The organism is Rhizobium mayense (assembly GCF_030272705.1).
Lineage (GTDB): Bacteria > Pseudomonadota > Alphaproteobacteria > Rhizobiales > Rhizobiaceae > Rhizobium > Rhizobium mayense.
In genome coordinates this window covers 436,644-458,732 of sequence record NZ_JARFYM010000002.1, presented here as the reverse complement: position 1 = coordinate 458,732, position 22,089 = coordinate 436,644, and the positions used below count along the sequence as shown (strand labels likewise).

Here is a 22,089-nt window from a genome sequence, read left to right as displayed (position 1 = left end):
TGGTAACGCGACGGATTCGATTGCGGAGCAAGAACCGGAGTTTTGACCCTGCCGGATCGGCCTATTCCTTTGTTCAGGTCATCGACCGAGATCGATGATCCCTGCTGGATACATCAAGAAGGAAATCCACATGAGTAAGGAAGAAGACAACAAGGCTGTCGTCGCGCGCTGGTTCACCGAATTCTGGGGCGAGAGCTGCAACTTGTCGGTCGTCGACGACATAGCCGCGCCGAATATGTTGCTGAAGTACTCGCTGCATGAGCCGCGTCGCGGCCATGACGACATCAAGGCCTTCATCACCGGCTTCCGCACGGCATTCCCGGACCTCAATTTTTGGGGCACTGCCGACCTCATTGCCGAAGGCGATTATGTCGTCGGCCAGTGGGAAGGTGGTGGCACGCATATGGGGCCGGCGTTTGCCGACTTTCTGGTCGGCTCGCTGCCGGCCGCGACCGGGCGCAGGATGCGCTTCACCGGCACCACGGTCCTGCGTATCGAGAATGGCAAGATCGCCGAGGAAATCGGTCTCGACGACGGCGTGACGGCGCTCACGCAGCTCGGCCTCATCAAGGCCGCCTGATGGAAGGTCGCCGCCCATCACTCGGGCGGCGACCCTCATGTGATCTCCGGTCACGCAGGAATCGGGTGGCTGCAGGGCTCTTCCTCTGCCAAGAATGCCGTTCTTACTCTGGATCGCACAGGACGAACTACATGACCGTGATGCCCAGAAATCGGACGGCTTTTACACCAACGACGGTGGGCGATGATCCGCGTTGGGCCCGGATCATCGATCGCGACCGGACTGCCGATGGCCATCTCTGGTACTCGGTGGCAACGACTGGCGTCTATTGCCGGCCGTCATGTCCGTCGCGAACCGCAAACCCCAAGAACGTGCAACTGCATGACACGCTGGAGGCTGCCAAAGCGACCGGGTTTCGCGCCTGTAAGCGATGTAATCCGGATGGTCCTTCCGCTGACGACGAGAACGCCGCGATCATCGCGCGCGTTTGCCGCTTGATCGAAGAGAGCGAGGAAGAACCGTCCCTGAACGAGCTTGCGGACGCGGCCGGGCGCAGCGCCAGCTATTTTCACCGGCTGTTCAAATCGGCAACCGGCCTGACGCCCAAGGATTACGCCTCGGCCCATCGCGCGGCGAAAGTCCGTGAAGGCCTTGCGAGCGGCAACAGCGTCACCGAGGCGATTTACGATGCCGGGTTTAATTCGAGCGGCCGCTTCTACGAAAAATCCACCGATATGCTCGGAATGACGCCGACCCAGTACCGGCTGGGAGGTGCCAACGAGGATATCCGATTTGCGGTCGGTCAATCGTCGCTGGGCGCGATCCTGGTGGCGTCAAGCAAAAAGGGCGTGGCGGCCATTCTCCTAGGCAGCGATCCCGATGCGCTGGTGCGCAATCTTCAGGATCGTTTCCCCAACGCCAACCTGATCGGCGCCGATGGCGACTACGAAGCGCTTGTGGCACGTGTCGTCGGCCTCGTGGAAGCGCCAGGTCTTGGGATCGACTTGCCGCTTGACGTTCGCGGCACGGCCTTTCAACGGCGCGTCTGGCAAGCCTTGCAGGAGATCCCGGCCGGCCAGACTGTTTCCTATGCGAAGGTCGCCCGCCGGATTGGTTCGCCCAGGGCAGTGCGCGCCGTTGCTGGAGCCTGCGCAGCCAACAATCTTGCTGTCGCAATCCCATGCCATCGAGTGGTGCGCAATGACGGTTCGCTTTCCGGCTATGCCTGGGGTGTGGAGCGAAAACGCGCGCTGCTTGATCGGGAAGCCCCCGAAGTCCGCTGAAGGCCCGATGAGCATCTGTCCGCATCGCGCCCCTGCATCCTGATATGTCTGGCGCATGCCGCGCGAGCGAGGCAATATTCTGATATGAACGCACCCCTTCAGAACCGTGTGACCCCCTTCGGTGATATCGTCGCGATTTCGCAACGAGGACTGTTTACGGGCAATCGCGGCATCATCCACGATCCGGCGACCAAAACGCTCTTGAACAAGCGCTGGTCGAGCAAGGCGTGGCTAGTTTGCACTTGCGAATACAAAGGCCGCCGCCGTGATGTCATGGCTAACAGAAGCTGGACCGAGCTCTTCTTTCTCGACGAGGCCGTAGCATTGGCCGCGGGCCATCGTCCCTGCTTCTTCTGTCGGCGGGAGGCCGCCAAGGCGTTCCGCGCAGCGTGGGCGGGCGCGAGGGGACAGGCCGAGCCCCCGGTAGCCGTCATAGACGCCGCCCTCCATAGCGAGCGGATGGAGCGAGGACGCAAACGCATACACGCGCTTCCGGGACCGCTCCGTGAGCTACCGGATGGTGCGGTTATCGTGGCATCCGGTTCGGCTCACACGATCTCCGATGGACGAGCTTTTCGCTGGACCGAGCATGGCTATGAGCCGCCGCAGAGGCTCGTTCACGCCGAAGGCATGCTGACTCCGCCATCGACATTCATGGCACTTCTGGCCGGATATCGACCGATTCTTCACCCGATGATCGAGGCATTGCGATCGGATCAACAACACCGGTCTGTTTGACGCGATCGCATTACTGGCCTGCAGGTCGCGATTATGTGCACCGCCAAATGCCAAGAAAACTTGCGATTTGAAAGTAAGGACCGGAGTGAGGACGGATGGCCGCAGCTCTATTTTTGATAATCATAAGGATCATGGAGCTAAGCAAATGCACCTCATCAACATGGATACCATCTCGCGGCGCGAGCTGTCGGCGACGCGCGCGGACACCTCGAACGACATTGCTTATTCGATCGGCAATAGCGCCTTAGGCACGATTCTCGTTGCGCGCAGCGCCGTCGGAGTCTGTGCCATCCTGATCGGATCGGACGACGGTGCCCTGACGAATGATCTCGCGGCCCTTTTTCCGACGAGCAGACTGATCCCGAACGAACCACGCCTCCGCGATGATGTGGACAAAGTCGCTCGGTTTATCGAAAGACCAGAAGCCGGGCTTGATCTGCCGCTCGATATGCGGCGCGGCACGCCGTTCCAGCGCCGGGTATGGGATGCTCTTCGCGCAATTCCATGCGGCGCCATGATAACCTACGCCGCACTTGCCCGTCGCATCGGCGAGCCGAACGCAGCCCGTGCGGTTGCTGGCGCCTGTGCAGCAAACGCGATCGCTTTGGGTATACCCTGCCACCGGGTCGTCCGCAGCAATGGCACGCTCTCGGGCTATCGTTGGGGCATCGAGCGAAAACGCGCTCTCATCGAGAAGGAAGCCAGAGCATGAATGCCCATTCGAAACTTGGTCAATCGGCCCCTGCGGTTCAATCCGCAGAGGCGCGTGTCGCCGAGTATGATTGGCGGAAGCTATCGGAGGAGCTGAGCGGGTTCGGCTGTGCGGTGATGGAAAAGCTGCTGTCGCCCGAGGAATGCCGGGCGATCGCCGATCTTTATCCGCAGGAAGAGCATTTCCGCAGCCAGATTCACATGGCGCGTCACGGCTTCGGCAAGGGCGAATATCGCTATTTCAGATATCCGCTGCCTGACCTGCTTGGCGGTTTGCGCACGGCCCTCTATCCGCGGCTGGCCGAGGTCGCGAACGACTGGAACGGCCGCATGGGCATCGATCAGCATTACCCCCAAAACCATGCTGACTTCCTCAAGCAATGCCATGATGCGGGCCAGACGCGGCCGACGCCGCTGCTGCTGCAATATGTTCCCGGCGATTTCAATTGCCTGCATCAGGACCTCTATGGCGACCTTGCATTCCCGCTGCAGGTGGCGATCTTGCTTTCCGAACCGGGGAGGGATTTCACGGGCGGCGAGTTCGTGCTGACGGAACAGCGCCCACGAATGCAGAGCCGCGTCGAGGTCGTGCCTCTGCGCCAGGGCGACGCGGTCGCCTTTGCGGTCCATAATCGTCCGGTCCGTGGCTCCAAGGGTAGCTATCGCGTCAACCTGCGGCACGGCGTCAGCCGTCTTCGCTCGGGCATGCGCCATACCGTCGGCATCATCTTTCACGACGCGAAATGAGCGGTCCATCTGGCCTAACGAAGGCAGCTAAGACCTGTTTCCGCGTCAAAAAGATGTATTGCCTCACCGTCGAATGATAGCTTCATCCTACCATTGTAGGTGATTGGCGTGCGCGGAGGGAGGCAAGCTGTCAAGCGCTGATCTCCGGCAAGCGCGGTCACGACGAGTTCGGGGCCGGTCAACTCCGCGATTTCAGGCACGGCTTCGATCGATAAGGTGCCTTGTTCCAGGCGCAATGCCTCCGGCCGTATGCCGAGAACAAGCTGCTGGCCTTCTTTGACCTTGTCTTTGAAACGCTCGGGAAGCGGCAGGCAAGTGCCTACGCCTTGCAACTGCAATCCTTCTGGGCGAACGGTAGTCCTCAAAAGGTTCATCGGCGGCACGCCGACGAAGGTTGCCACATAAAGCGTTGCAGGACTGTTGTAGATCTCCTCCGGCGTGCCCAACTGCTCGATCCTACCGTCGCGCATGACGGCGATCCGGGTGGCGAGGGTCATCGCCTCGATCTGATCGTGGGTGACGTAGACGATCGTCGTCTTCAGCATCTGATGAAGGCGCTTGAGTTCCGTGCGCATTTCCATGCGCAGTTTGGCGTCGAGGTTCGAAAGCGGCTCGTCGAAAAGGAAGACTTCCGGCTTGCGCACGAGCGCGCGGCCGATTGCGACGCGCTGCCGCTGGCCGCCGGAAAGCTGGCTTGGCTTGCGGTCTAGCAGATTTTCGATCTGGAGTAGTTTCGCAGCCTCGCGCACGGCCTTGTCGCGCTCTGCCGTCGGCACTTTGCGCATCTCAAGGCCGAAGCCGATATTGCGGTGGACCGTCAGGTTCGGATAGAGCGCATAGGATTGGAACACCATGGCAATGTCGCGGTCTTTGGGGTGCACCCCAAGAACTGAGCGCGCGCCTATCCGCACGTCGCCGCTGGTCGCCTCGGCAAGGCCGGCGATGATGTTCAGGAGCGTAGACTTGCCACAGCCGGAAGAGCCGAGCAGCACGAGGAATTCGCCGCTTTCGAGCGAGATATCGATGCCTTTCAGTGTCTCGACCTGACCATAGGTCTTGCGGATATTCAGGATTTCGAGCGCGCTCATCGTGTGGCCTCCTCGGAAGCCTTGAGCTTGCCATAGCTGCGGGGAAGGGTGGAAATGGCGCGCGAGGCGACCTCCGTTCCCGCCGCCAGGCAGCTGGAAAGGGTTTCGCCGCGGGCAAGCGCCGCCAGGAATGCGGCATTGAAGACGTCGCCGGCGCCAATCGTGTCCACGACTTTCACCTGAGGCGCGGTGACTGCAACCAATTCGCCCTGCTGATCGATGGCAATCGCGCCCTCGGGACCGCGTTTGACGACGACAACAGCCCCATGCGGCATATGCGAGCGAAGTTGGCGCGCGGCGTCTGCCGGATCGTCGAGACCCGCGAGCGTGGTTGCTTCGACCTCGTTCAACAGCGCGATACCGCAACGCGACAGCCACCCACGCGCAGCGGCACAATTTTCATCGGTCCAGCCATCGAGCGGCCATCCGGTATCGAGTGCGATCGTGATCCGATGCTGATCGGCCCACGCGAACAATGCGTCGTAATCTTGCGTCAGGTCGTCGGTCAGGAACGAGCCGCAGAGAAGGGCATAGCCGCCGGAAAGCTTCGGCCCGTCGAGAACGGCCAAGACGCCCGCAAGGCCAAGACGCGGCAGATGACCGCGCGTCGTGAAGAATGTCCGTTCGCCGTCCGGATGAGTAATCCCAACCGAAAGCGTCGTACCCTCCGGTCGCACTGGCCAATGCGCCGCGCGGTCGCCGAAGGCTTCGCTCAGCCAGCGGCCAAACTCGTCGCTGCCGACATTCGCGGCGATCTCGAAGCTGACGCCCATGCCCTCCCAGGCAAGCGCGCTATTTCCGGCGGCACCGCCGACGCGCAGTTCGTCATGGTCGACGATGATCTCGGTGCCCGCCTTCGGCCAAGGCGCCGCAGGCCCAAGGATCAAGTCGACATTGACATTGCCGATGACTGCAAGCGGCTTCATTCATTCGCTCCGCGTAATTTTCGTCGAGCGGACCGGTGTTCCGGCATTGTCGACGCGGGCCTCGGCAAAGGCGATCATCAGCCGTTGCGCGACCGGCAACATGGCGAAGATTGCCGCAAGGCCAGCCGCCGGCTCGAACCGGAGCGTCACTGCGCCGGCCACCGGCTCCTCGCCGGATGCATCGAAGACGACGGTCGGCGCCCCGGTTTCCACGGCGGAGACGATCATCGCGGTGACGAGGCCTGCCGTATTGTCGCGCCCGCGGAATAGAACAACGCCAATGTTTGGCCCGAGCATTTCCATCGGCCCGTGCCGAAGCTGTCCGCCTTCGAGCGAGAAGCAGGGGCGGCGGGACAGTTCCGTCAGGCCGAGCGCCAGCGCTTCGGCGACGCCCTGCAATTTGCGCCCGGACGTGACGACCGTTTCGACAGTCGCAAGTGCGGAAAGTGCCGGTGCGATATCGACGTCCTGGGGGGATTTCAAAACGGCAAGCGCAGCCGCCGGGTCTTGGCCGAGCGCGGCAAGGATTGCGAGATGGAGGGCAAAGGTAACCGTCAGACTGCGTGTTGCAGCAAATGCCAGTTCCGTACCGCCGGCGCCGACCAGGGACGGCGCAGTCTTTGCCAGGAAAGAGTGGCCTTCCAGCGTCAGCCCGAAGGTCTCGTCCGTGCCGCCGGTCTCATTGAACCAGCGGACGACTTCGGCGCTTTCGCCGGATTGCGAGGTTACGAAGATGGTCCGGCCCGGCAGCAACAGCGGCTGGCCGAGTTGTTCGGACAGCGGTATTGCGATCGTATCGATGCCCAAAGCGCGATAAAGCGGTTCTACCGCGCGGTTGACGGCATGCGATCCACCCATGCCGAGAAGCAGGAGCTTACCCGTTCTCTTCAGTGAGGCAGCTGCCTTTGCCGCCATCTCGGCAGCACTTTCGTAGGACGCGATGGCGTCGCCATGCTGGCGCGCCATTTCGCGATCGATTGCAGCCAACCCTGCTGGTCGTGTCTTTTGACCGGTCATGTTCACCCCTTGACGCCGCCGCTTGTCAGCCCGGAAATCAGGGCGCGTTGCATGACGAGACCAACCAGCACCGGCGGCAGGGCGGCAAGCACACCGGCGGTCGCAATCAGTCCGTAATCGGATACACGGCCGCCAGCCAGATCGGCGATGGCGACGGTGAGCGTCTTCGCACGCTGGTCTGAAGTGAAAAGCAGCGCATAGAAGAATTCATCCCAGGCCAGCAGGAAAGCAAAGAGCGCCGATGTCGCGATTACCGGCATGGCAAGCGGCAGTGTAATGATCTTCAGCGTTTGGAACAGGCCGGCGCCGTCGATCATGGCCGCGGATTCGATTTCTCGCGGAATGGAATCGAAGCCTGATTTCATCAGCCAGGTCGTGAACGGCGCAAGGATGGTGAGGTAGACGAGCGCGAGCCCGAAGACATTGTTCAGCATGCCGAGATAGGCAAGGCCCATATAGAGCGGCACGGCGAGCGCCACCGGCGGCAGCATGTAGGTCGCGATCACCATGGATAGCGACCAGCCGACGGCCGGCGTGCGCGATACGGCCCAGCCCGCCGGGATGGCAAGCGCGATTGCCGCGATCGTGGCCATACCCGCGACCTCGATACTATTGCGCAGCGAGGAGGTGAAGGCGGCGCCGGTACTGTTCTCGATCGTCGAGAACAATAGCCGATAGCGGGAGAAATCGGCCGTTTGCGGCCACCAGCGCAGCGGCTTCGCCGCAAGATCGGCGGCCGGCGAAATGCTCATGACGAACAGCCAGAGGATCGGCGCGAGAATGACGGCGGCCAGCACGATCGCCGAGACGTAGATGAATGCGGTGAAAATCGGATTTCTTCGCTCCATCAGGCGGCACTCCCCACCGTCTTGCGCACCAGCGCAGCATAGCCGGCGGCAAGCACGGTCACCAGCAGCGTCACCATCAGTGCCAGCGAGGCGCCGGATCCGGCGCGCTGAAAGGAGAAAGCCTCCTGATAGACAAGGATCGACAATGTACGCGTGCTGTTGGCGGGGCCGCCGCGCGTCATGACCCAGATGATGTCGAAGACCTTGAAAGCTTCGATGGTCCGCAGCACAAGCGCCACCATCAGTGGACCCGCGAGGTAGGGCAGGATCACGAAGCGAAAGCGGGAAAGCGGCCCGGCGCCGTCAACCAGCGAAGCAGCAGTGATATCGCGCGGGACGGCCTGTAGCGCCGCCAATGCAATCAGCGCGACTAGCGGAAAGTTCTTCCAGCAATCGGCGACGATCAGCGCCGCCAGCGCGGTACCGGGTTCTCCGAGCCATGAACGATAGGTATCGATCAGACCCAGCTGCGTCAGCGCCGCATTCAGGGCACCATATTCCGGATTGTAGATCAGCCGCCAAAGCGTCGCATTCACGACCGTCGGCAGTGCCCAAGGCAGGATCATCAGTGCGCGCAGCGCCGTGCGGCCACGGAATTCCTGATTGAGCAGCAATGCGGCAAGCACTCCGATCACCATCTCGGCCGCAACGGAAATGATCGCAAAGAGGGCGGTCGTGACGAGGGTCCGCTGGAAGTTCGAACCGGAGATCATCTTCGTATAATTATCGATCCCGACGAAATTGCCTTGGGTTCCGACGAGCTTGGCGTCGGTGAAGGAGAGTCTGATGGTATCGACCAAGGGCCATCCAATGACGGCGATCATGACCACGAGGAGCGGCAGCATCAAGAGCCACGCGCGGGTTGTCATCCAGGTGCCGGACATTTTTAGGCCGCCCTTTTATTCGTCGGACTGGATTGAAAACGGGCGGCATTTTGCGCCGCCCGTCATAGGCGGTCTTAGAGGCCGCTATTGTCGGCAGCCGATTTCAGCGCATCCTCAGGCGAGGACTGGCCGAGCAGCGATTCCTGGATAGCCTGCTGAAGTGCAGTCGAAAGCTCCTGGTATTTCGGCGTCGTCGGGCGCGGGTACATGGCTGCGAGGCCGACCTTTGCCGCCGCGATCAATTCTTCCTGTCCCTTGGTGACAGCCGGATCCGTATAGGAGGACGCCCAGATGGGCAGGCTGAGCTTGGCATATTGGTTTTGCGTCGGCTGCGAGGTCATGAAGCTGATGTATTTCCAGGCTTCGTCCGGATGCTTGCTGGCCGTCGTGATGCCGAGGCCCATCGAACCGTTTACGGCCGAAGCTTCGCTCTTACCGGCGACGCCCGGAGCCGGTACGACACCGACCTTGCCAGCCACTTTGCTGTCCTTCGGATCGTTTGCCATATTATACATGTAGGTCCAGTTTAGTGCGAAAGCGGCGTCGCCGTTTTCGAAGACCTTGCGCACGTCTTCCTCGAGGAACTCCTTGGAGTTCGGATTGGTAAGGCCGGACTTATAGCTCGAAACCATGTATTTCAGGGCGTCAAGGCCGCCACCGGTCTGGAAGGCCGGCTTGCCGTCCTTCAGGAAGTCTCCCTTATAGGCGCTGACAAGCGTCGTGTAATCGCAGATCGCGGCTTCGGCCTGCGACCAGCTCCAGGCGATCGGTGTCGCCAGCAGTCCCTTGTCCTTGATGCTCTTTGCCTGTTCGGCGAGCTCGTCCCAGGTCTTCGGTGGGTTCTTGATGCCGGCCTTTTCGAGGATTTCCTTGTTGTAGAACAGATATTTCGTATCGAGAATCCACGGCATGCCAAAATATTTGCCGTCATACTGAACCGTGGTCCAGGCGCCCGGCAGCACGCCCTTTTTCATGTCGTCGGTGACGCGCGAGGACACGTCGACGAGCACTTTGTTCGTCGCGTATTCGGCCGGCCAGATCACGTCGAAGAGGACGACGTCATAGCCGCCGCCGGAGCCCTGTGCGAGCACGGTCTTGTCGTGCAGGCCTTCATAGGGAACGAATTCGAGATTGACCTTGATGTCCGGGTTCGCCTTGGTGAAGGCGTCGGTCATGGCGCGGACATCGGCTTCGCTGTAGGCGGCCTGCGCCATGAAGAGTGCGTTGATCGTCGTTTCGGCAAATGCGTGCGATGCAAAGGACACGCCGATCAGCGCGGCGCCAAGCAACGTCTTGTTTATGGATTTCAACATTCCATCCTCCAGTTTTTTTGACTTTCCCGCGATTTCCGATGGCGGCTTGCGTCGCGACCGGTTTTTGAAAAGGCAGCCGGGATCGGATGCCTCGTTTTTGTCGGATCGTTGTTGGGGCCGCATTCGGCCCGGTTGTTCCCGTGAAACTCTTTGGTTTCTTATTAAGTCAATTGTCTTGACTTAATTACTTCTTCAATATTCTACTGGTGTCAAGAGGGAATTGCGCATGAACGATACCCGCCCGATCCGCGCCAAGAGCGGCACCAATCACGAAGGCACCAGTGCCCATAACCGCCGGGTGATGATCGATGCGTTGCGCGTCAATGGAGCACTTTCCCGCGCGGATCTGGCGCGTGCGACGCGGCTGACGAAACAAACGGTTTCCAACATCATCGACGAGCTTGAAAGCGACGGCTTGGTGACATCGCAGCAGACCGTACGCAACGGCCGTGGTCAGCCTTCGACGCCCTACGCTTTGGTCCCGGAAGGAGCGTTTGCCATCGGCCTCCAAATCGACCGGCATATGACAAGGGCGATTGCCGTCGATCTCGTCGGGAATGTGCTTGTCCGACTGGAGGCGAAGCTTCCCTCGGGTGGGCCGACGACGGGTATCAGGGTCATTCTCGACCTCATTGCCGCCGTCCGGCGCCGTCTGGCGGCCATCGCAACACAATCCGAACAGAGGCTCGTCGGCCTCGGCGCGGCGATGCCAGGTCCCTTCGGCCTCGCCGGAAATGGCGACGACCCCTGGATGATGGAGGCCTGGCAAAAATTTCCACTGCTTGAAACCCTTGCCGTCGGCACCGGCCTTGACGTCAGCATCCAAAACGATGCCGCCGCGGCCACGATCGCCGAGCGCATGGTCGGCGCGGCGCATGGGCTGGATCATGCCGTTTGCCTCTATATCGGCTACGGCATCGGTGCAGGCCTTATTCTCGGCGGCGAGCTCTATACCGGCGCGAACGGCAATGCCGGCGAAATCGGGATGGCCTTACTGGCCGTCGGAGGCAAGTCGACACCGCTCGAACATCGCGCGTCCCTGGCTTCGCTCTATCAATATCTATCCCTAGATCCGGCCGATCCGATTCTCTACGCCAAGATCCATGACCTCGTATCCACCGGGGATCGCAGGATCGTTGAATGGGTCGAAACTGCTGCCTCGGATCTCAGATGGAGCGTGCATCTGATCGAAACTGTCTTCGATCCACAGACCGTCATTCTATGCGGCAGCGCGCCGCGGATTCTGGTGGATCGGCTCATCGCCGCCATGGGGCCGTTGCTGCCGTCGCTCGCCGAGCGCCCGGATCGTACAGTTCCACGCCTGCAAGTTGGAATGGCCGACCCCTGGTCCGTGGCGCTAGGCGCCGCCGCAGGACCGATCAGCCTGGAATTCGATCCACGCTATGCCGCAATTTTGAAAGACTAGCAGCCCGTGACGAACCATGCCGCTGTTGATGCCTCAGCGGATGGCTGCCACGCCGGTCACGACGATAAGGACTGCTGTGACCAGGGCTCCCGCAACGTAGAGGATGGTTCTGACGCTACCGCCTCTGGCAGCCTTGCCGCCGCGCAAATAGATCGCCAGATGAACCAGCCGGATCGCGGTATAGGTCCACACGAGCACTGCCAGCGTGGTCGGACCAACCCCCACCATCATCGCCAGCGCAGCCGGAACGACGAAAGGTGCCAACGCCTCAACAGAGTTCATGTGCGCGCGGTCGATGCGGTAGAGCGGGTTGTCGTCGTCTGCCGGGAGTACTGGACCGGAGAGCGCCCCGGCCCGGCCTTTGGACGATCCAGAATAGACAGCCAAAAGGATGGACAGGAGGCAAAGCGCAAGCACCCCGACGATGCTGAGCATATAAGCTTCCATGCTGATCTCCGCCGTTTGGGATCGCCGTGGGTAAGGACACCAGCGATCCCTTATTTATTCCCGGCACTGTACAGCGAGCTATCATTAGGCCTTGCGGGCGAACAGATCCGCGAACCGCTTGAGGTATAGCGGCCAGCCCTGATCGCTGTCGACGCCGTCGCGCACGCCTTCCCAGCCCTGGCCATGGCGCTCGAGGTTGCGGTGCTCGATTTCGACGCGGGTGCGCTCCGCCGTCTCGGCTGTGAACCGCACTTCCCATTCACTGCTCTTCTTCGGATCGGTCTCGATTTGCCATCGCGGGCTGATGTCCCAGCTCAACAGCACCCGATTGGGCGGTTCATACGCCAGCACGCGCGCCCAGCGGCACTCGCTGCCGTCGATGCCGCGGTCATAGACATGGCCGCCGACTCGAGGCTCGAATACCGTCTCGGCGATCTGTACCGGCAGCAGATTGTGTTCGGGCGGTTTGAAGCTGCCGAAATCCTGCGTGAAAACCTTGAAGGCGCGCTCGATTGGTGCCTCGACCACGACTGACTGTTTCACCGACGCTATGGGGACTCGCGTGTTCATTGTGGCTCCTCTGGTGGTTTCTCGACGGCCAGCTTGTATGCCGCCAGGGTCTTGCTCCAGAACCGGTCGAGCCAGGCGCGCATCTGGCCAAGCCCGTCCGGGTCGATGTGGTAGATGTTGCTGGCGCCCTTCGGCTCGGCACGAACCAGTCGGCAGTCTCGCAACACCTTCAGATGTTGCGAGACTGCCGACTGCGAGACGGACACTTCCCGCGTAATTTCAGCGACAGAGCGAGATCGCGTCGCCACCAGCTCGAAGATCAGCCTCCGGGTCGGGTCGGTCAGAGCGGCGAGTTGTGCACTATCATCAGTCATGACTTATCATAAGTCTGTGCTAATGACGTTGTCAACAGACGTTGAATGGTAACGCAAGCTGTCAGCCGAGATCGGTTTTCGGTTCGGTGGGCCGATGAGCATTATACATCCGCTACGGTTGAAGGGGTAGAATCATGAATCAACCCGGAAATCTTATCAAAAATCGATTTGCAAATCGATTTGCAATCCTCTAACGTCCGGCCATGATCACGATTGCCAAAGTCGCCAAACGAGCTGGAGTATCGCCCACCACGGTGTCGCATGTGCTCAACCATGCCGATCGCGTGTCCGCCGATATGCGCAAGCGGGTGGAGGCAGCAATCGCGGAGCTTGGCTATGTGCCCAATCCGCAGGCCCAGAGCCTGCGCACCGGCCGCACCAATATAGTGGCCATGCTGATCCCGGATATCCGCAATCCTTTCTATCCGGAAATGGTCAAGGCGGCGCAGTCGGACCTCGAGGCAATCGGCCTTGATCTTCTGATCTTCAACACCGACGTTCCCGGCGGTCACGCGCAGGAACACGGCCGGCACTATCTCCGCCAGATCCGGAATCGGCGCATCGACGGACTGATCGTCGGTGATTTCGCGCTGCATGGAATGCATGAGGCGCTGCTCGATCTCGACCTGCCGACGGTGTTCATCGGCGATCTGCCGAACCAGGCGGTCGACAACGTCAAGATCGACGATTTCGGCGGCGGGTACCAGATGGGCGCCTATCTCGCTAGGAAGGGGCACAGACGCATCGCGCAGCTAACCGGTCCGTCGTTCTTCGCGGAAGCCATGGCGCGAGCGGCTGGCTTCGAGCAGGGCTTGCGGGACAACGGGATCGAACCGCGCGCCGAACTGCGCCGCGAAGGCAGCTATCTCGCTCCCTCCGGGGAGGAAGCGGTGGACTGGTTGCTTGCCACGCAAGGCTCCGATCTGCCCTCGGTCATCTTCTTCGGCAATTTCCTGATGGCGGCGGGAGCGCTTGCAGCGTTCTTCGACCGCGGTGTCAGCGTACCCAGGGATATCGGAATTGCAGTGTTCGGTGACCAGCCGCAGCTCGAATATGTCCGTCCGCGCATCACCCGGGTTGGCAATACGCCGTCGCTGATGGCGCATCGGGCAACGGAAATGCTGATGGAGCGACTGACTGGAAGCTATGTGGGGCCGCCTCGTTCGGAGGTTATCCCCTGCATTCTGCATCAATTCGACACCGCATGAATCCGAGTCGCCGCCGGAGGGGAGTTCGGCGGCCGTTTGCACCAAGGGAGGTATGCATGACAAAAATGGACAAATCGACTGTGGCTGTCACTCGTCGAGGCGTGATCAAGGCAGGCGCCGTGCTTGCCGGCGGCGCTGCCGCTAGCCTGAGCGGTTTTCCCTATATTGGCCGAATGGCGCTCCGCGCCCAGGAAGCGCCACTGAAGTTCTGGCAGTTTTATGCGCCCGGCGGCCCCGTACAGAGCCAGGTCGACTGGTTTGAGAAAGCGGTTTCGGAGTGGAACGACAGCAATCCGCAGAAGGTCGAGCTCGAATATGTCCCGAACTCTGAATATATCAACGGGCCGAAGCTGGCGACCGCCTTCGCCTCCGGAGAGGGGCCGGATATCTTCATCATCTCGCCCGGCGATTTCCTCCGCTACTACAATGGCGGTGTATTGCAGGACCTGACGCCGCACATCACCGCCAAAGAGGATTTTCCTGACAGCGTGATAGCCAGCCGCATGGTCGACGGCAAGATCTATGGCATTCCCATGGAAGTGGAGCCAATGGCCATGTACTACTCGGTCAAGGCCTTCGAAGAAGCCAAGCTCAACGAGAACGACGTGCCCAAGACTTGGGACGAACTGCTCGAAGTCGCAAAGAAGCTCACGACGCCGAAGCGCTTTGGCGTCCTGTTCGAAACCCAGCCTGGCTACTACCAGAACTTCACCTGGTATCCGTTCCTCTGGCAGGGCGGCGGCGAGTTTCAGGGCAAGGACGGCAAGAGCGCCTTTGACTCTCCAGCGACGGTGCAGGCTCTGAAATTCTGGCAGGATGCCGTCAATTCCGGCGCTGCGCCACGCCAGGTCATGGGGACGGGCGCCAATGACACGGTCGCCAATCTGGGCTCGGGTTATTGCGCGATCCAGAATGTTGGCATCTGGGGCATTTCGCAGCTGAAGGGCAATGCGAAGGACTTCGAATATGGTGTCTTTCGTCTGCCGACCCCGCCAAATGGAAAATATGTCACGGTTGGTGGAGGTTGGGCCTTCGTTGCCAATGCCAAGGGTAAGAATCCGAATGCCGCGGCCCAGTTCTGCGCATGGGCGCTGGCTTCCAAGGACAAGGATTCCGTTCAACGAGTCGCCGATTGGTGCACCAAGGGCAAGTCGGATATGCCGCCGCGGGAGAGCGCCCTCGGGGCCGGCGGCGACGCGTTCAAGACCGGCATGATCGACAAGTTCGCCAAGGACGTTTATCCGGGCGCCCGTGCAGAGCCGCGGGTACCGCCGGAGGTCTACAAGATCATTTCCGACGCCATTCAGCAGACCCAGCTCGGTGGCGCCGACCCGCAGGCGACCGCCACCGCGGCCTCGCAGCAGCTCGACGCGTTCCTCGCGTCCTATAGCGGTGCCCCGATCCTCTAGGATGAAATGTCGGCCGTTTCGGCAAAGGATGCGGCCGCCTCCGTCTCGGGATGATGATCATGACAATTATTACCGATTCGACGACGAGCCATGTACATGCCAAGCCAAAGGGCCTGTCGGCCAGACACCGGGAATGGGTTGCAGGTTATCTCTTTGTGCTGCCCGATGTGCTCGGATTATTCCTGTTTCTGGGCGTGCCAATGCTGCTGTCCTTGGCGCTAAGCGCGTTCGAGGTCAACGGATTTGGCGACTACAGTTTCGTCGGCGCCAAGAATTACATTCGCATATGGCATGACCCGCTGTTCTGGAAGGGCGCGAGGGCGACTGCGCTTTATGCGGTCATGCTCGTTCCGGCGCTTTATGTCAGCGGGCTCGGCCTTGCCCTCCTCGTGCAGCAGACCAACCGCTTCAATGCCGTGATGCGCTCGATGTTCTTTGCGCCGAATATGATTAGCCTCGTCGTCGTGGCGGTCGTCTGGCAATTCATGGTGATCGACAAGATCGGGATCGTCAGCCAGGCCATGTCGGCACTCGGTCTCAACGCGATTTCCTTCCTCGGTGATCCGAATTTTGCACTGGTCACCGTAACCTTCGTCAGCGTCTGGTTCCTTATGGGATTCTACATGCTGATCTTCCTCGGCGGTCTCCAGGACATTCCCAAAGAATATTATGAAGCGGCGATGATCGATGGAGCCGGTCCTGTTGCACGGTTCCGTCACATCACGCTGCCGCTCCTCAAACCGACGAGTTTCTTTGTCATCATGGTATCGATGGTCGCAGCGGTCGCCGGCGCCCAAGCCTTCGACATCATCTACGTCATGACGAAGGGCGGCCCGGCGAATTCGACGGCCGTTCTGATCGTCTACATCTACCAGCAAGCCTTTTCCTTCGGCGCCTTTGGCTATGCCGCCGCCATGTCATCGATCCTTGTGATCGCCCTGATGATTGTCACGGCAATCTTCTTTGCCGTCACTCAGGGAGGGCGTTTCGATCATGCGGAATGAACGAGGTCCCGTCTATTTCTCCGGTGCGCAGGTGACATTGGTGCGTTGCCTATGGATGCTGATCACGGCAATCATCGCGTTGATGACGCTCTTTCCGCTGGTGTGGATGGTGTCGATCGCCTTCAAGCCGGCCGCAGAATCCTTTTCGTCGAACCTCCTGCCGCAATCGCCGACATTCGACAATTTCGTCTATGTGCTGACGGAAGTTCCCTTCATTCGCTATATGCTCAACAGCTTCTTCGTTTCCGCGACCGTCACGGTCGTAGCGCTGTTCTTCCATACCATGGCGGGCTATGCGCTTGCGCGGCTGCGTTTTCCTGGCCGGGAGATCATCTTTCTGGCGATTTTCTCGACCTTCCTGGTGTCCCTGCCCGTTGTGATCGTGCCTCTTTTCATCATCGTCAAGGCGATGGGCATGATCAACTCCTATGCTGGCTTGATCGTGCCGGCGATCTTCAACGCCTTCGGCATCTTCCTCCTGCGTCAATATTATCTCTCTCTGCCGCGCGAGATCGAAGAGGCCGCGGTCATCGACGGTGCAGGCTACTGGCGCATATATTGGAGCGTGATCCTGCCGCTTAGCCGTCCCATAATGTCGGCGCTGGCGATCCTGTTCTTCCTGGCCAACTGGAACTCCTTTCTGTGGCCCCTCACCATCAGCTCCAATCCCAATCTCTGGATGGTGCAGCTCGGGATCGCCAACTTCAAAAGCCAATATTCGGCATCATGGAACTACATGATGGCCGCCTCCACGATCGTTGCCATTCCGACCCTCATCCTCTTCGTGATTTTCCAGCGGCAGATCATGGATTCATTGAAAACTAGCGGCCTGAAATAGCCGGTCCGTTCAAGACAGGAGACTTTTTATGAGCACTCTCGGCCTATCGCCCCTTCGCGGCCTTGCCAAACTTCGCCAGGCCAGAACACGGCGATTTTCGAGCTACGACCGCACGGGGGGCAATGATGACCGCTTCCATATCGAGCGGGGCAAGACGGAAGTCATCGCCGAGCACGCGGGCACCGGCATCATCACGCATATTTGGGCGACACTTGCCTGCGAAAGCGAAAATTTCCTGCGCAAGATCACGCTGCGCGCCTATTGGGACGGCGAGACGGAGCCCTCGATCGAGGCACCGATCGGCGATTTCTTCGGCATGGGTCATGGCCGCACCGCCAATTATGCCAGCCTGCCCATGCAGGCGAGCCCTGAGGACGGCAAAGCTTTCAACTGCTATTTTCCGATGCCTTTCGGCTCGCATATGAAGCTGACGGTAACCAACGAAGCCGAGCACGACCTCCTGTTCTATTACTATGTCGACCTTGAATTGCACGAAAAGCTCGAAGAGGACATGGGCCGCTTCCACGCCCAATATCGCCAGTCGCGGCCCGAGGGCATGAGCGACGAAGGTCTGACCAACGAGCAATACCTGTTCGGCGGCGAGAATGTCGACGGCAAGGAGAACTATACGATCCTCGAGGCCGAGGGACGGGGTCACTATGTCGGCGTACTCTACAGCGTCTATTCCCGCCGCCGTTCCGAGGTCTGGGACTGGTATGGCGAGGGCGACGACATGATCTTCATCGACGGCGAGCCCGGCCTTTCGGTCCCGGATACCGTGCGCAAGCCCGATCCGCGCATCGGGCCGAAGGCAACGCTGATTGAACCGCGCGACGAATCCGCCCCCGGCGTCAATGACGCATGGCCGCCGACGCTGCACGGCACCGGCACGGAGGACTATTTCAACACAGCCTGGTGCCCGACACAGGACTACAGCGCCCCCTATCACGGCATCATCGCCGCCGGCGGCTCGAACTGGACTGAGCCGGTGACGCTGTACCGCTGGCACATCGAGGACCCGGCGATCTTTCACAAGCGCATCCGCGTGACGATTGAGCATGGCCACGCCAACCGCCGCTCGGACGACGTCTCATCCGTCGGCTTCTGGTATCAGGCCGAACCGCACAAGCCGTTCGGCAAATTTCCCGACGTGGCCGAGCGAGTGCCGACATTCCGGCGGCCGTTCAAGGAGATGGAGATCGCCGTGAAGAAGGCGAGGGGATAGCACGGACAACTGGCGGACACCGTGGTGTCGGGAGCGGCGTCGACCGAGGGCGGGCGCTTTCCGATCAACGAGATCGTGGGTCTCTAGGGTGTTATGGTTCGACGCCGTTCAAAGGCTGCCAGGAGGGGCCTTGGCGCGAACTTTATCAAAGGGGCGGCGCGTTAATCAGAAAGCCGCCCATCACTCAGCCCAGCACAGGGGAAATTGGTGATGCTGCACAGGTCGGATGCAAGCCACTATCCGGCCTTCGGGAGGCGCCGTTCGACGGACCGTCATTGCCGTCCGACGCGCTCCGATGAAGAACCCAGCCCATAGCGCATCCTTTGATCCGGGCGCTAAGTAGAACCCCATCAAATTCCCGGACCAGACATTTAGAAAATTTTTTCTATTATCGTTCCAAAATTAGCAGACCACGATAAAATCAAAGCCGACTCGGCCCGAACGTCCGCTACGTTGCGCCCCTGTAGCGAGGCAAGCAATCAAAGAAAAGCTGCCATGTCCAATAGAACCTCTCCGCTCGTCGCGTTTCAATCGAAGACTTTTCGCCTTCTTTGGTCCGCCACGTTGGTTTCGAATCTCGGAGGCCTGGTCGAGGCGGTCGGTGCGGCCTGGCTTATGACGAGCTTGGCCACCTCCCATGGGATGGTGGCATTGGTCCAGTCGTCGACGACGTTGCCGGTGATGATCTTTTCGCTCGCCGCGGGGGCGCTGGCCGACAATTTCGACCGAAGGCGGATCATGCTGGTCGCGCAGTTACTGATGCTGTCCATATCTGCGACACTGGCGGTTCTTTCCTATGCCCATGCTTTGACGCCGTGGCTGCTTCTCAGCTTCACGTTCTTGATCGGCTGCGGCGGCGCCCTCCACAATCCATCATGGCAGGCCTCCATGGGAGATGTCGTGTCGCGCGACCATCTGCCGGGGGCCGTTGCGCTCAACAGCATGAGCTACAATCTGATGCGCAGCATTGGCCCCGCGATCGGCGGCGTCATCGTCGCGACTGCGGGCGCACCCTTCGCCTTTCTTTTCAACGTATTCTGCTATTTCGCGCTCATTTTTGCGTTGTGGCGCTGGAACAACAATCGCACCCGAGATGCTTTGCCGCGAGAATCCTTCGGTAGCGCGATGTCGGCGGGGTTTCGCTACGTCTTGATGTCACCGAACCTTCTTAAGGTGATGTGTCGCGGATTTGTTTTCGGCTTGACCGCAATTGTAATTCTGGCGCTGTTGCCGCTGGTGGCACGCGACCAGATCAAGGGCACGGCGATTACCTATGGCATCATGCTAGGCTTCTTCGGCTTTGGCGCGATCTGCGGCGCGCTTTTGATCGGACGCATCCGTGAATTCTTGAGTAATGAATGGGTGATCCGGGGCGCCTTCCTCACGCTGGCAGTCAGCTGTGCGTTTCTGGCTCTGAGCCACCAGATGTGGCTGAGCTGCCTGCTTCTTATGCCGGCGGGCGTAGCCTGGGTACAGGCATTTTCCCTGTTCAACGTTACAGTGCAGCTCTCCACACCGAGATGGGTCGTCGGGCGTGCTCTCTCGCTGTATCAGACCGCCACTTTCGGCGGCATGGCGGCAGGAAGCTGGGCCTGGGGCGCACTTGCCGACATCAACGGCATCTCCGGTGCACTGTTTATCGCCAGCGCTGCCCTGGTTATCGGTGGCCTGCTGGGCATTCTGTTGCGCCAACCTGACTTCGAATCGCTCAACCTCGATCCCGCAAACATGTTCAGTGAGCCGCAATTGCAGCTTGATTTGCGATTGAGGAGCGGTCCGATCTTGGTCACCGTGGAATATAACATCGACCAGCAGGATACATCGGAATTCCTGACCCAGATGGCTCTACGCCGCAGAGCGAGAATTCGCGATGGTGCGAAACAATGGGCATTGCTGCGCGACCTCGAAAAACCGCAGATTTGGACGGAAAGCTATCATTTGCCGACGTGGATCGAATATGTGCGGCACAGCCAGCGCCAGACATATGCAGATGCCGAGATCGCTGAACGACTGGACGCGCTGCACCGTGGTGGACAGCCGCCCACGGTCCATCATCTGATTGAAAGACAGACGGTCCCCACGCGCGATGACACGCCTTTGAAACCCTATCTCGACGCGACTTAGCGGTATGCCAACATCTCTCCCGTGCCAAGTTTGCCGGGAGAGATGTGTTCAGGCGTGTAATTTTGGACGCGGATTGACAGCTGCTCGAAGGTTCCCTCGCTCTGCGTTGCCGGTAGGCCATTCCGCTTCGGTCAACCGCGGCAGGCTTCGAAATAGTCCTCGAGAACGAGATCGATCGACGCGATCACGATCGCATGCGCCTTCGGCTCCACCGCGCCTGAGCGGATGTGAGGATAGATCCTGGCAAGGTGCTGGCTGATCAGGGTCTCTGAAATGGCCGCTTCGCCAAGCAAAGTCAGCAGCTCGTCGACGGCCGCTGTCAGCTGGTCATGTGGCCAATAATAGCGGATCCGATCACTGTAGGAAAAGTGGCGCTGCAGATGCTGGTCGGCGGCACTCCCTTCATAGTATTTTTGCCAATCCTTCGGTTGCTCCAGCATCACGTCTTCAGCGACAGTCTGTAGCGCGTGCTCGCGTGCCTGCGGATGCAGGAACGTCGCGATCTGGTCGAGACCGTAGAGCGCTTCGCGCAAAGCAAAGGTAAGACCCGGGCCGACCTTGAGGATCGCGAAACCATCGGCGACCAGGCGGCGCAAGGCTTGGCGTGACTGGTAATCGGTCGAGTGTGCTTCGAAGACGATCCCTGGCATCCGACTACGGCTTGCGCTGAGCGCCTCCGCGTTTTCGGGGACATAATCGATGACGTTGTGATTGCCGAATTCGACGCCCGGCTGAACGACAACACCTACGACCCGCTTGAAGGCTTCGCCGGCGCCGGCCGCCGCGAAAGCGTCGGTATGGATTTCGACGGTGCGGATAGCAGCGTCCGGTTTCGTCACTTCGAGAATTCCGAGCTCCTCCATCGCGCCGCCTGGGATCGGCACCTCGGTACCGATCACGTAAACGGGTTTACAACCCTCCGTGCCCCTGACGGCGTCTTCGGCGGCAGCGGCGAGCCGCGCGGCGCGGGTGGCAGTGAGCTGATCTGAAAGGGCAATCGGCTCGCCCCTGCATCCCATGCTGGTATCCAGATGCAGTTTGGTAAATCCGGCCGCGGCGTAGGCCCTGACCATCTCCACGGCCTTTCCCATTGCCTCTTCAGCGTCGAGTGACTTCCAGGGGTTCGGGCCAAGATGGTCGCCGCCAAGGATGATGCGATCCGTCGGGAAGCCTGTGCGAGCGGCCATCTCCTCAACGAAGCGGCGAAAGTCACATGGCCGCATGCCGGTGTAGCCGCCATCCTGATTGACCTGATTACAGGTCGCCTCGATCAGCAGCGGTGAGTCCGTCTTCAATGCGCGCAGCATTGCCGCTTGGAGGACGAGCGGGTGGGCCGAGCAGATCGAGGGAATGCCCCTGAAGCCGACTTCGCGCGCATTCCAGCGAGCGATGTCCTGGAGCGGGTTCTGTTGAGCCATTCATTGTCCTCCGAGTGGGTCACATTAAATA

The 22,089-nt window shown here is 60.3% G+C and carries 22 protein-coding genes; 12 read left to right on the top strand and 10 right to left on the bottom strand.

The window, feature by feature from the left end; translation table 11 throughout:
• The first annotated feature begins 130 nt into the window (after positions 1-130).
• The 5 genes from PY649_RS04815 (at position 131) to PY649_RS04795 (ending at position 3,999) form a co-directional block, all read left to right on the top strand.
• Positions 131-580, top strand: a complete 450-nt coding sequence (locus PY649_RS04815; protein WP_285867039.1) for an ester cyclase — start codon at positions 131-133, stop codon at positions 578-580.
• A gap of 131 nt (positions 581-711) precedes the next feature.
• Entirely contained in the window at positions 712-1,803 is a 1,092-nt protein-coding gene (gene ada / locus PY649_RS04810; protein WP_285867037.1) for a bifunctional DNA-binding transcriptional regulator/O6-methylguanine-DNA methyltransferase Ada, read from the top strand.
• Positions 1,804-1,887: 84 nt separating this feature from the next.
• Positions 1,888-2,541 (top strand): hypothetical protein, encoded by a 654-nt coding sequence (locus PY649_RS04805; protein ID WP_285867035.1) that lies wholly within the window; start codon positions 1,888-1,890, stop codon positions 2,539-2,541.
• 145 nt (positions 2,542-2,686) lie between these two features.
• Positions 2,687-3,253 (top strand): methylated-DNA--[protein]-cysteine S-methyltransferase, encoded by a 567-nt coding sequence (locus PY649_RS04800; protein ID WP_285867033.1) that lies wholly within the window; start codon positions 2,687-2,689, stop codon positions 3,251-3,253.
• Positions 3,250-3,999, top strand: coding sequence for a 2OG-Fe(II) oxygenase (locus tag PY649_RS04795; RefSeq protein ID WP_285867031.1), 750 nt, complete (start codon positions 3,250-3,252; stop codon positions 3,997-3,999). The genes PY649_RS04800 and PY649_RS04795 overlap by 4 nt, the downstream gene beginning before the upstream one ends.
• Positions 4,000-4,013: 14 nt before the next feature.
• Here the strand turns inward: PY649_RS04795 and PY649_RS04790 are convergent, their stop codons facing one another.
• The 6 genes from PY649_RS04790 to PY649_RS04765 form a co-directional block, all read right to left on the bottom strand.
• The gene (locus PY649_RS04790) at positions 4,014-5,087 is read right to left on the bottom strand and encodes an ABC transporter ATP-binding protein (RefSeq protein WP_285867029.1); all 1,074 of its coding nucleotides are present in this window, start codon (positions 5,085-5,087) and stop codon (positions 4,014-4,016) included.
• Entirely contained in the window at positions 5,084-6,013 is a 930-nt protein-coding gene (locus PY649_RS04785) for a PfkB family carbohydrate kinase (RefSeq protein ID WP_285867027.1), read from the bottom strand. The genes PY649_RS04790 and PY649_RS04785 overlap by 4 nt, the downstream gene beginning before the upstream one ends.
• On the bottom strand, positions 6,014-7,036 hold the full coding sequence (locus PY649_RS04780) for an SIS domain-containing protein (RefSeq protein WP_285867025.1): 1,023 nt from the start codon (positions 7,034-7,036) through the stop codon (positions 6,014-6,016).
• Positions 7,033-7,878 (bottom strand): carbohydrate ABC transporter permease, encoded by an 846-nt coding sequence (locus PY649_RS04775; protein WP_285867023.1) that lies wholly within the window; start codon positions 7,876-7,878, stop codon positions 7,033-7,035. The genes PY649_RS04780 and PY649_RS04775 overlap by 4 nt, the downstream gene beginning before the upstream one ends.
• Positions 7,878-8,762, bottom strand: coding sequence for a carbohydrate ABC transporter permease (locus PY649_RS04770; protein ID WP_285867021.1), 885 nt, complete (start codon positions 8,760-8,762; stop codon positions 7,878-7,880). The genes PY649_RS04775 and PY649_RS04770 overlap by 1 nt, the downstream gene beginning before the upstream one ends.
• A gap of 74 nt (positions 8,763-8,836) precedes the next feature.
• On the bottom strand, positions 8,837-10,075 hold the full coding sequence (locus PY649_RS04765) for an extracellular solute-binding protein (RefSeq protein WP_285867020.1): 1,239 nt from the start codon (positions 10,073-10,075) through the stop codon (positions 8,837-8,839).
• A gap of 226 nt (positions 10,076-10,301) precedes the next feature.
• Here PY649_RS04765 and PY649_RS04760 point away from each other — a divergent pair, with 226 nt between their 5' ends.
• The gene (locus PY649_RS04760) at positions 10,302-11,501 is read left to right on the top strand and encodes an ROK family transcriptional regulator (RefSeq protein ID WP_285867018.1); all 1,200 of its coding nucleotides are present in this window, start codon (positions 10,302-10,304) and stop codon (positions 11,499-11,501) included.
• 33 nt (positions 11,502-11,534) lie between these two features.
• Here PY649_RS04760 and PY649_RS04755 read toward each other — a convergent pair whose 3' ends face one another.
• The 3 genes from PY649_RS04755 to PY649_RS04745 all read right to left on the bottom strand — a co-directional run bounded on the left by PY649_RS04755 (position 11,535) and on the right by PY649_RS04745 (position 12,832).
• Entirely contained in the window at positions 11,535-11,948 is a 414-nt protein-coding gene (locus tag PY649_RS04755) for an MAPEG family protein (protein WP_285867016.1), read from the bottom strand.
• Between the two features lie 84 nt (positions 11,949-12,032).
• A complete protein-coding gene (locus PY649_RS04750) occupies positions 12,033-12,518 on the bottom strand; it encodes an SRPBCC family protein (protein ID WP_285867015.1) in 486 nt (161 codons plus the stop codon).
• Positions 12,515-12,832 (bottom strand): ArsR/SmtB family transcription factor, encoded by a 318-nt coding sequence (locus tag PY649_RS04745; RefSeq protein ID WP_285867014.1) that lies wholly within the window; start codon positions 12,830-12,832, stop codon positions 12,515-12,517. The genes PY649_RS04750 and PY649_RS04745 overlap by 4 nt, the downstream gene beginning before the upstream one ends.
• A 203-nt stretch (positions 12,833-13,035) precedes the next feature.
• On the opposite strand from PY649_RS04745, the gene PY649_RS04740 reads away from it, so the two are divergent.
• The 6 genes from PY649_RS04740 to PY649_RS04715 all read left to right on the top strand — a co-directional run bounded on the left by PY649_RS04740 (position 13,036) and on the right by PY649_RS04715 (position 20,640).
• Complete coding sequence (locus tag PY649_RS04740) at positions 13,036-14,040, top strand: LacI family DNA-binding transcriptional regulator (protein WP_285867013.1); 1,005 nt, start codon at positions 13,036-13,038, stop codon at positions 14,038-14,040.
• A 56-nt stretch (positions 14,041-14,096) separates the two neighbouring features.
• Positions 14,097-15,449 carry an ABC transporter substrate-binding protein gene (locus tag PY649_RS04735; protein WP_285867012.1) on the top strand — a complete coding sequence of 451 codons (1,353 nt, stop codon included), beginning with the start codon at positions 14,097-14,099 and terminating at the stop codon, positions 15,447-15,449.
• 59 nt (positions 15,450-15,508) lie between these two features.
• Positions 15,509-16,453, top strand: coding sequence for a carbohydrate ABC transporter permease (locus PY649_RS04730; RefSeq protein ID WP_285867011.1), 945 nt, complete (start codon positions 15,509-15,511; stop codon positions 16,451-16,453).
• On the top strand, positions 16,443-17,291 hold the full coding sequence (locus tag PY649_RS04725) for a carbohydrate ABC transporter permease (RefSeq protein ID WP_285867010.1): 849 nt from the start codon (positions 16,443-16,445) through the stop codon (positions 17,289-17,291). The genes PY649_RS04730 and PY649_RS04725 overlap by 11 nt, the downstream gene beginning before the upstream one ends.
• 28 nt (positions 17,292-17,319) lie before the next feature.
• On the top strand, positions 17,320-18,516 hold the full coding sequence (locus PY649_RS04720) for a glycoside hydrolase family 172 protein (protein ID WP_285867009.1): 1,197 nt from the start codon (positions 17,320-17,322) through the stop codon (positions 18,514-18,516).
• Between the two features lie 495 nt (positions 18,517-19,011).
• On the top strand, positions 19,012-20,640 hold the full coding sequence (locus PY649_RS04715; protein WP_285867008.1) for an MFS transporter: 1,629 nt from the start codon (positions 19,012-19,014) through the stop codon (positions 20,638-20,640).
• Positions 20,641-20,771: 131 nt separating this feature from the next.
• Here PY649_RS04715 and PY649_RS04710 read toward each other — a convergent pair whose 3' ends face one another.
• Positions 20,772-22,058 carry a D-tagatose-bisphosphate aldolase, class II, non-catalytic subunit gene (locus PY649_RS04710; RefSeq protein WP_285867007.1) on the bottom strand — a complete coding sequence of 429 codons (1,287 nt, stop codon included), beginning with the start codon at positions 22,056-22,058 and terminating at the stop codon, positions 20,772-20,774.
• Between the last annotated feature and the right edge of the window lie 31 nt (positions 22,059-22,089).

Coding starts and splice junctions, on each gene's coding strand:
- PY649_RS04805 (WP_285867035.1), top strand. CDS start 1,888: ATGAACGCACCCCTTCAGAACCGTGTGACCCCCTTCGGTGATATCGTC.
- PY649_RS04725 (WP_285867010.1), top strand. CDS start 16,443: ATGCGGAATGAACGAGGTCCCGTCTATTTCTCCGGTGCGCAGGTGACA.
- PY649_RS04815 (WP_285867039.1), top strand. CDS start 131: ATGAGTAAGGAAGAAGACAACAAGGCTGTCGTCGCGCGCTGGTTCACC.
- PY649_RS04735 (WP_285867012.1), top strand. CDS start 14,097: ATGACAAAAATGGACAAATCGACTGTGGCTGTCACTCGTCGAGGCGTG.
- PY649_RS04720 (WP_285867009.1), top strand. CDS start 17,320: ATGAGCACTCTCGGCCTATCGCCCCTTCGCGGCCTTGCCAAACTTCGC.
- PY649_RS04755 (WP_285867016.1), bottom strand. CDS start 11,948: ATGGAAGCTTATATGCTCAGCATCGTCGGGGTGCTTGCGCTTTGCCTC.
- PY649_RS04750 (WP_285867015.1), bottom strand. CDS start 12,518: ATGAACACGCGAGTCCCCATAGCGTCGGTGAAACAGTCAGTCGTGGTC.
- PY649_RS04770 (WP_285867021.1), bottom strand. CDS start 8,762: ATGTCCGGCACCTGGATGACAACCCGCGCGTGGCTCTTGATGCTGCCG.
- PY649_RS04745 (WP_285867014.1), bottom strand. CDS start 12,832: ATGACTGATGATAGTGCACAACTCGCCGCTCTGACCGACCCGACCCGG.
- PY649_RS04775 (WP_285867023.1), bottom strand. CDS start 7,878: ATGGAGCGAAGAAATCCGATTTTCACCGCATTCATCTACGTCTCGGCG.
- PY649_RS04790 (WP_285867029.1), bottom strand. CDS start 5,087: ATGAGCGCGCTCGAAATCCTGAATATCCGCAAGACCTATGGTCAGGTC.
- PY649_RS04785 (WP_285867027.1), bottom strand. CDS start 6,013: ATGAAGCCGCTTGCAGTCATCGGCAATGTCAATGTCGACTTGATCCTT.
- PY649_RS04760 (WP_285867018.1), top strand. CDS start 10,302: ATGAACGATACCCGCCCGATCCGCGCCAAGAGCGGCACCAATCACGAA.
- PY649_RS04715 (WP_285867008.1), top strand. CDS start 19,012: ATGTCCAATAGAACCTCTCCGCTCGTCGCGTTTCAATCGAAGACTTTT.
- PY649_RS04795 (WP_285867031.1), top strand. CDS start 3,250: ATGAATGCCCATTCGAAACTTGGTCAATCGGCCCCTGCGGTTCAATCC.
- PY649_RS04740 (WP_285867013.1), top strand. CDS start 13,036: ATGATCACGATTGCCAAAGTCGCCAAACGAGCTGGAGTATCGCCCACC.
- ada (WP_285867037.1), top strand. CDS start 712: ATGACCGTGATGCCCAGAAATCGGACGGCTTTTACACCAACGACGGTG.
- PY649_RS04730 (WP_285867011.1), top strand. CDS start 15,509: ATGACAATTATTACCGATTCGACGACGAGCCATGTACATGCCAAGCCA.
- PY649_RS04710 (WP_285867007.1), bottom strand. CDS start 22,058: ATGGCTCAACAGAACCCGCTCCAGGACATCGCTCGCTGGAATGCGCGC.
- PY649_RS04800 (WP_285867033.1), top strand. CDS start 2,687: ATGCACCTCATCAACATGGATACCATCTCGCGGCGCGAGCTGTCGGCG.
- PY649_RS04765 (WP_285867020.1), bottom strand. CDS start 10,075: ATGTTGAAATCCATAAACAAGACGTTGCTTGGCGCCGCGCTGATCGGC.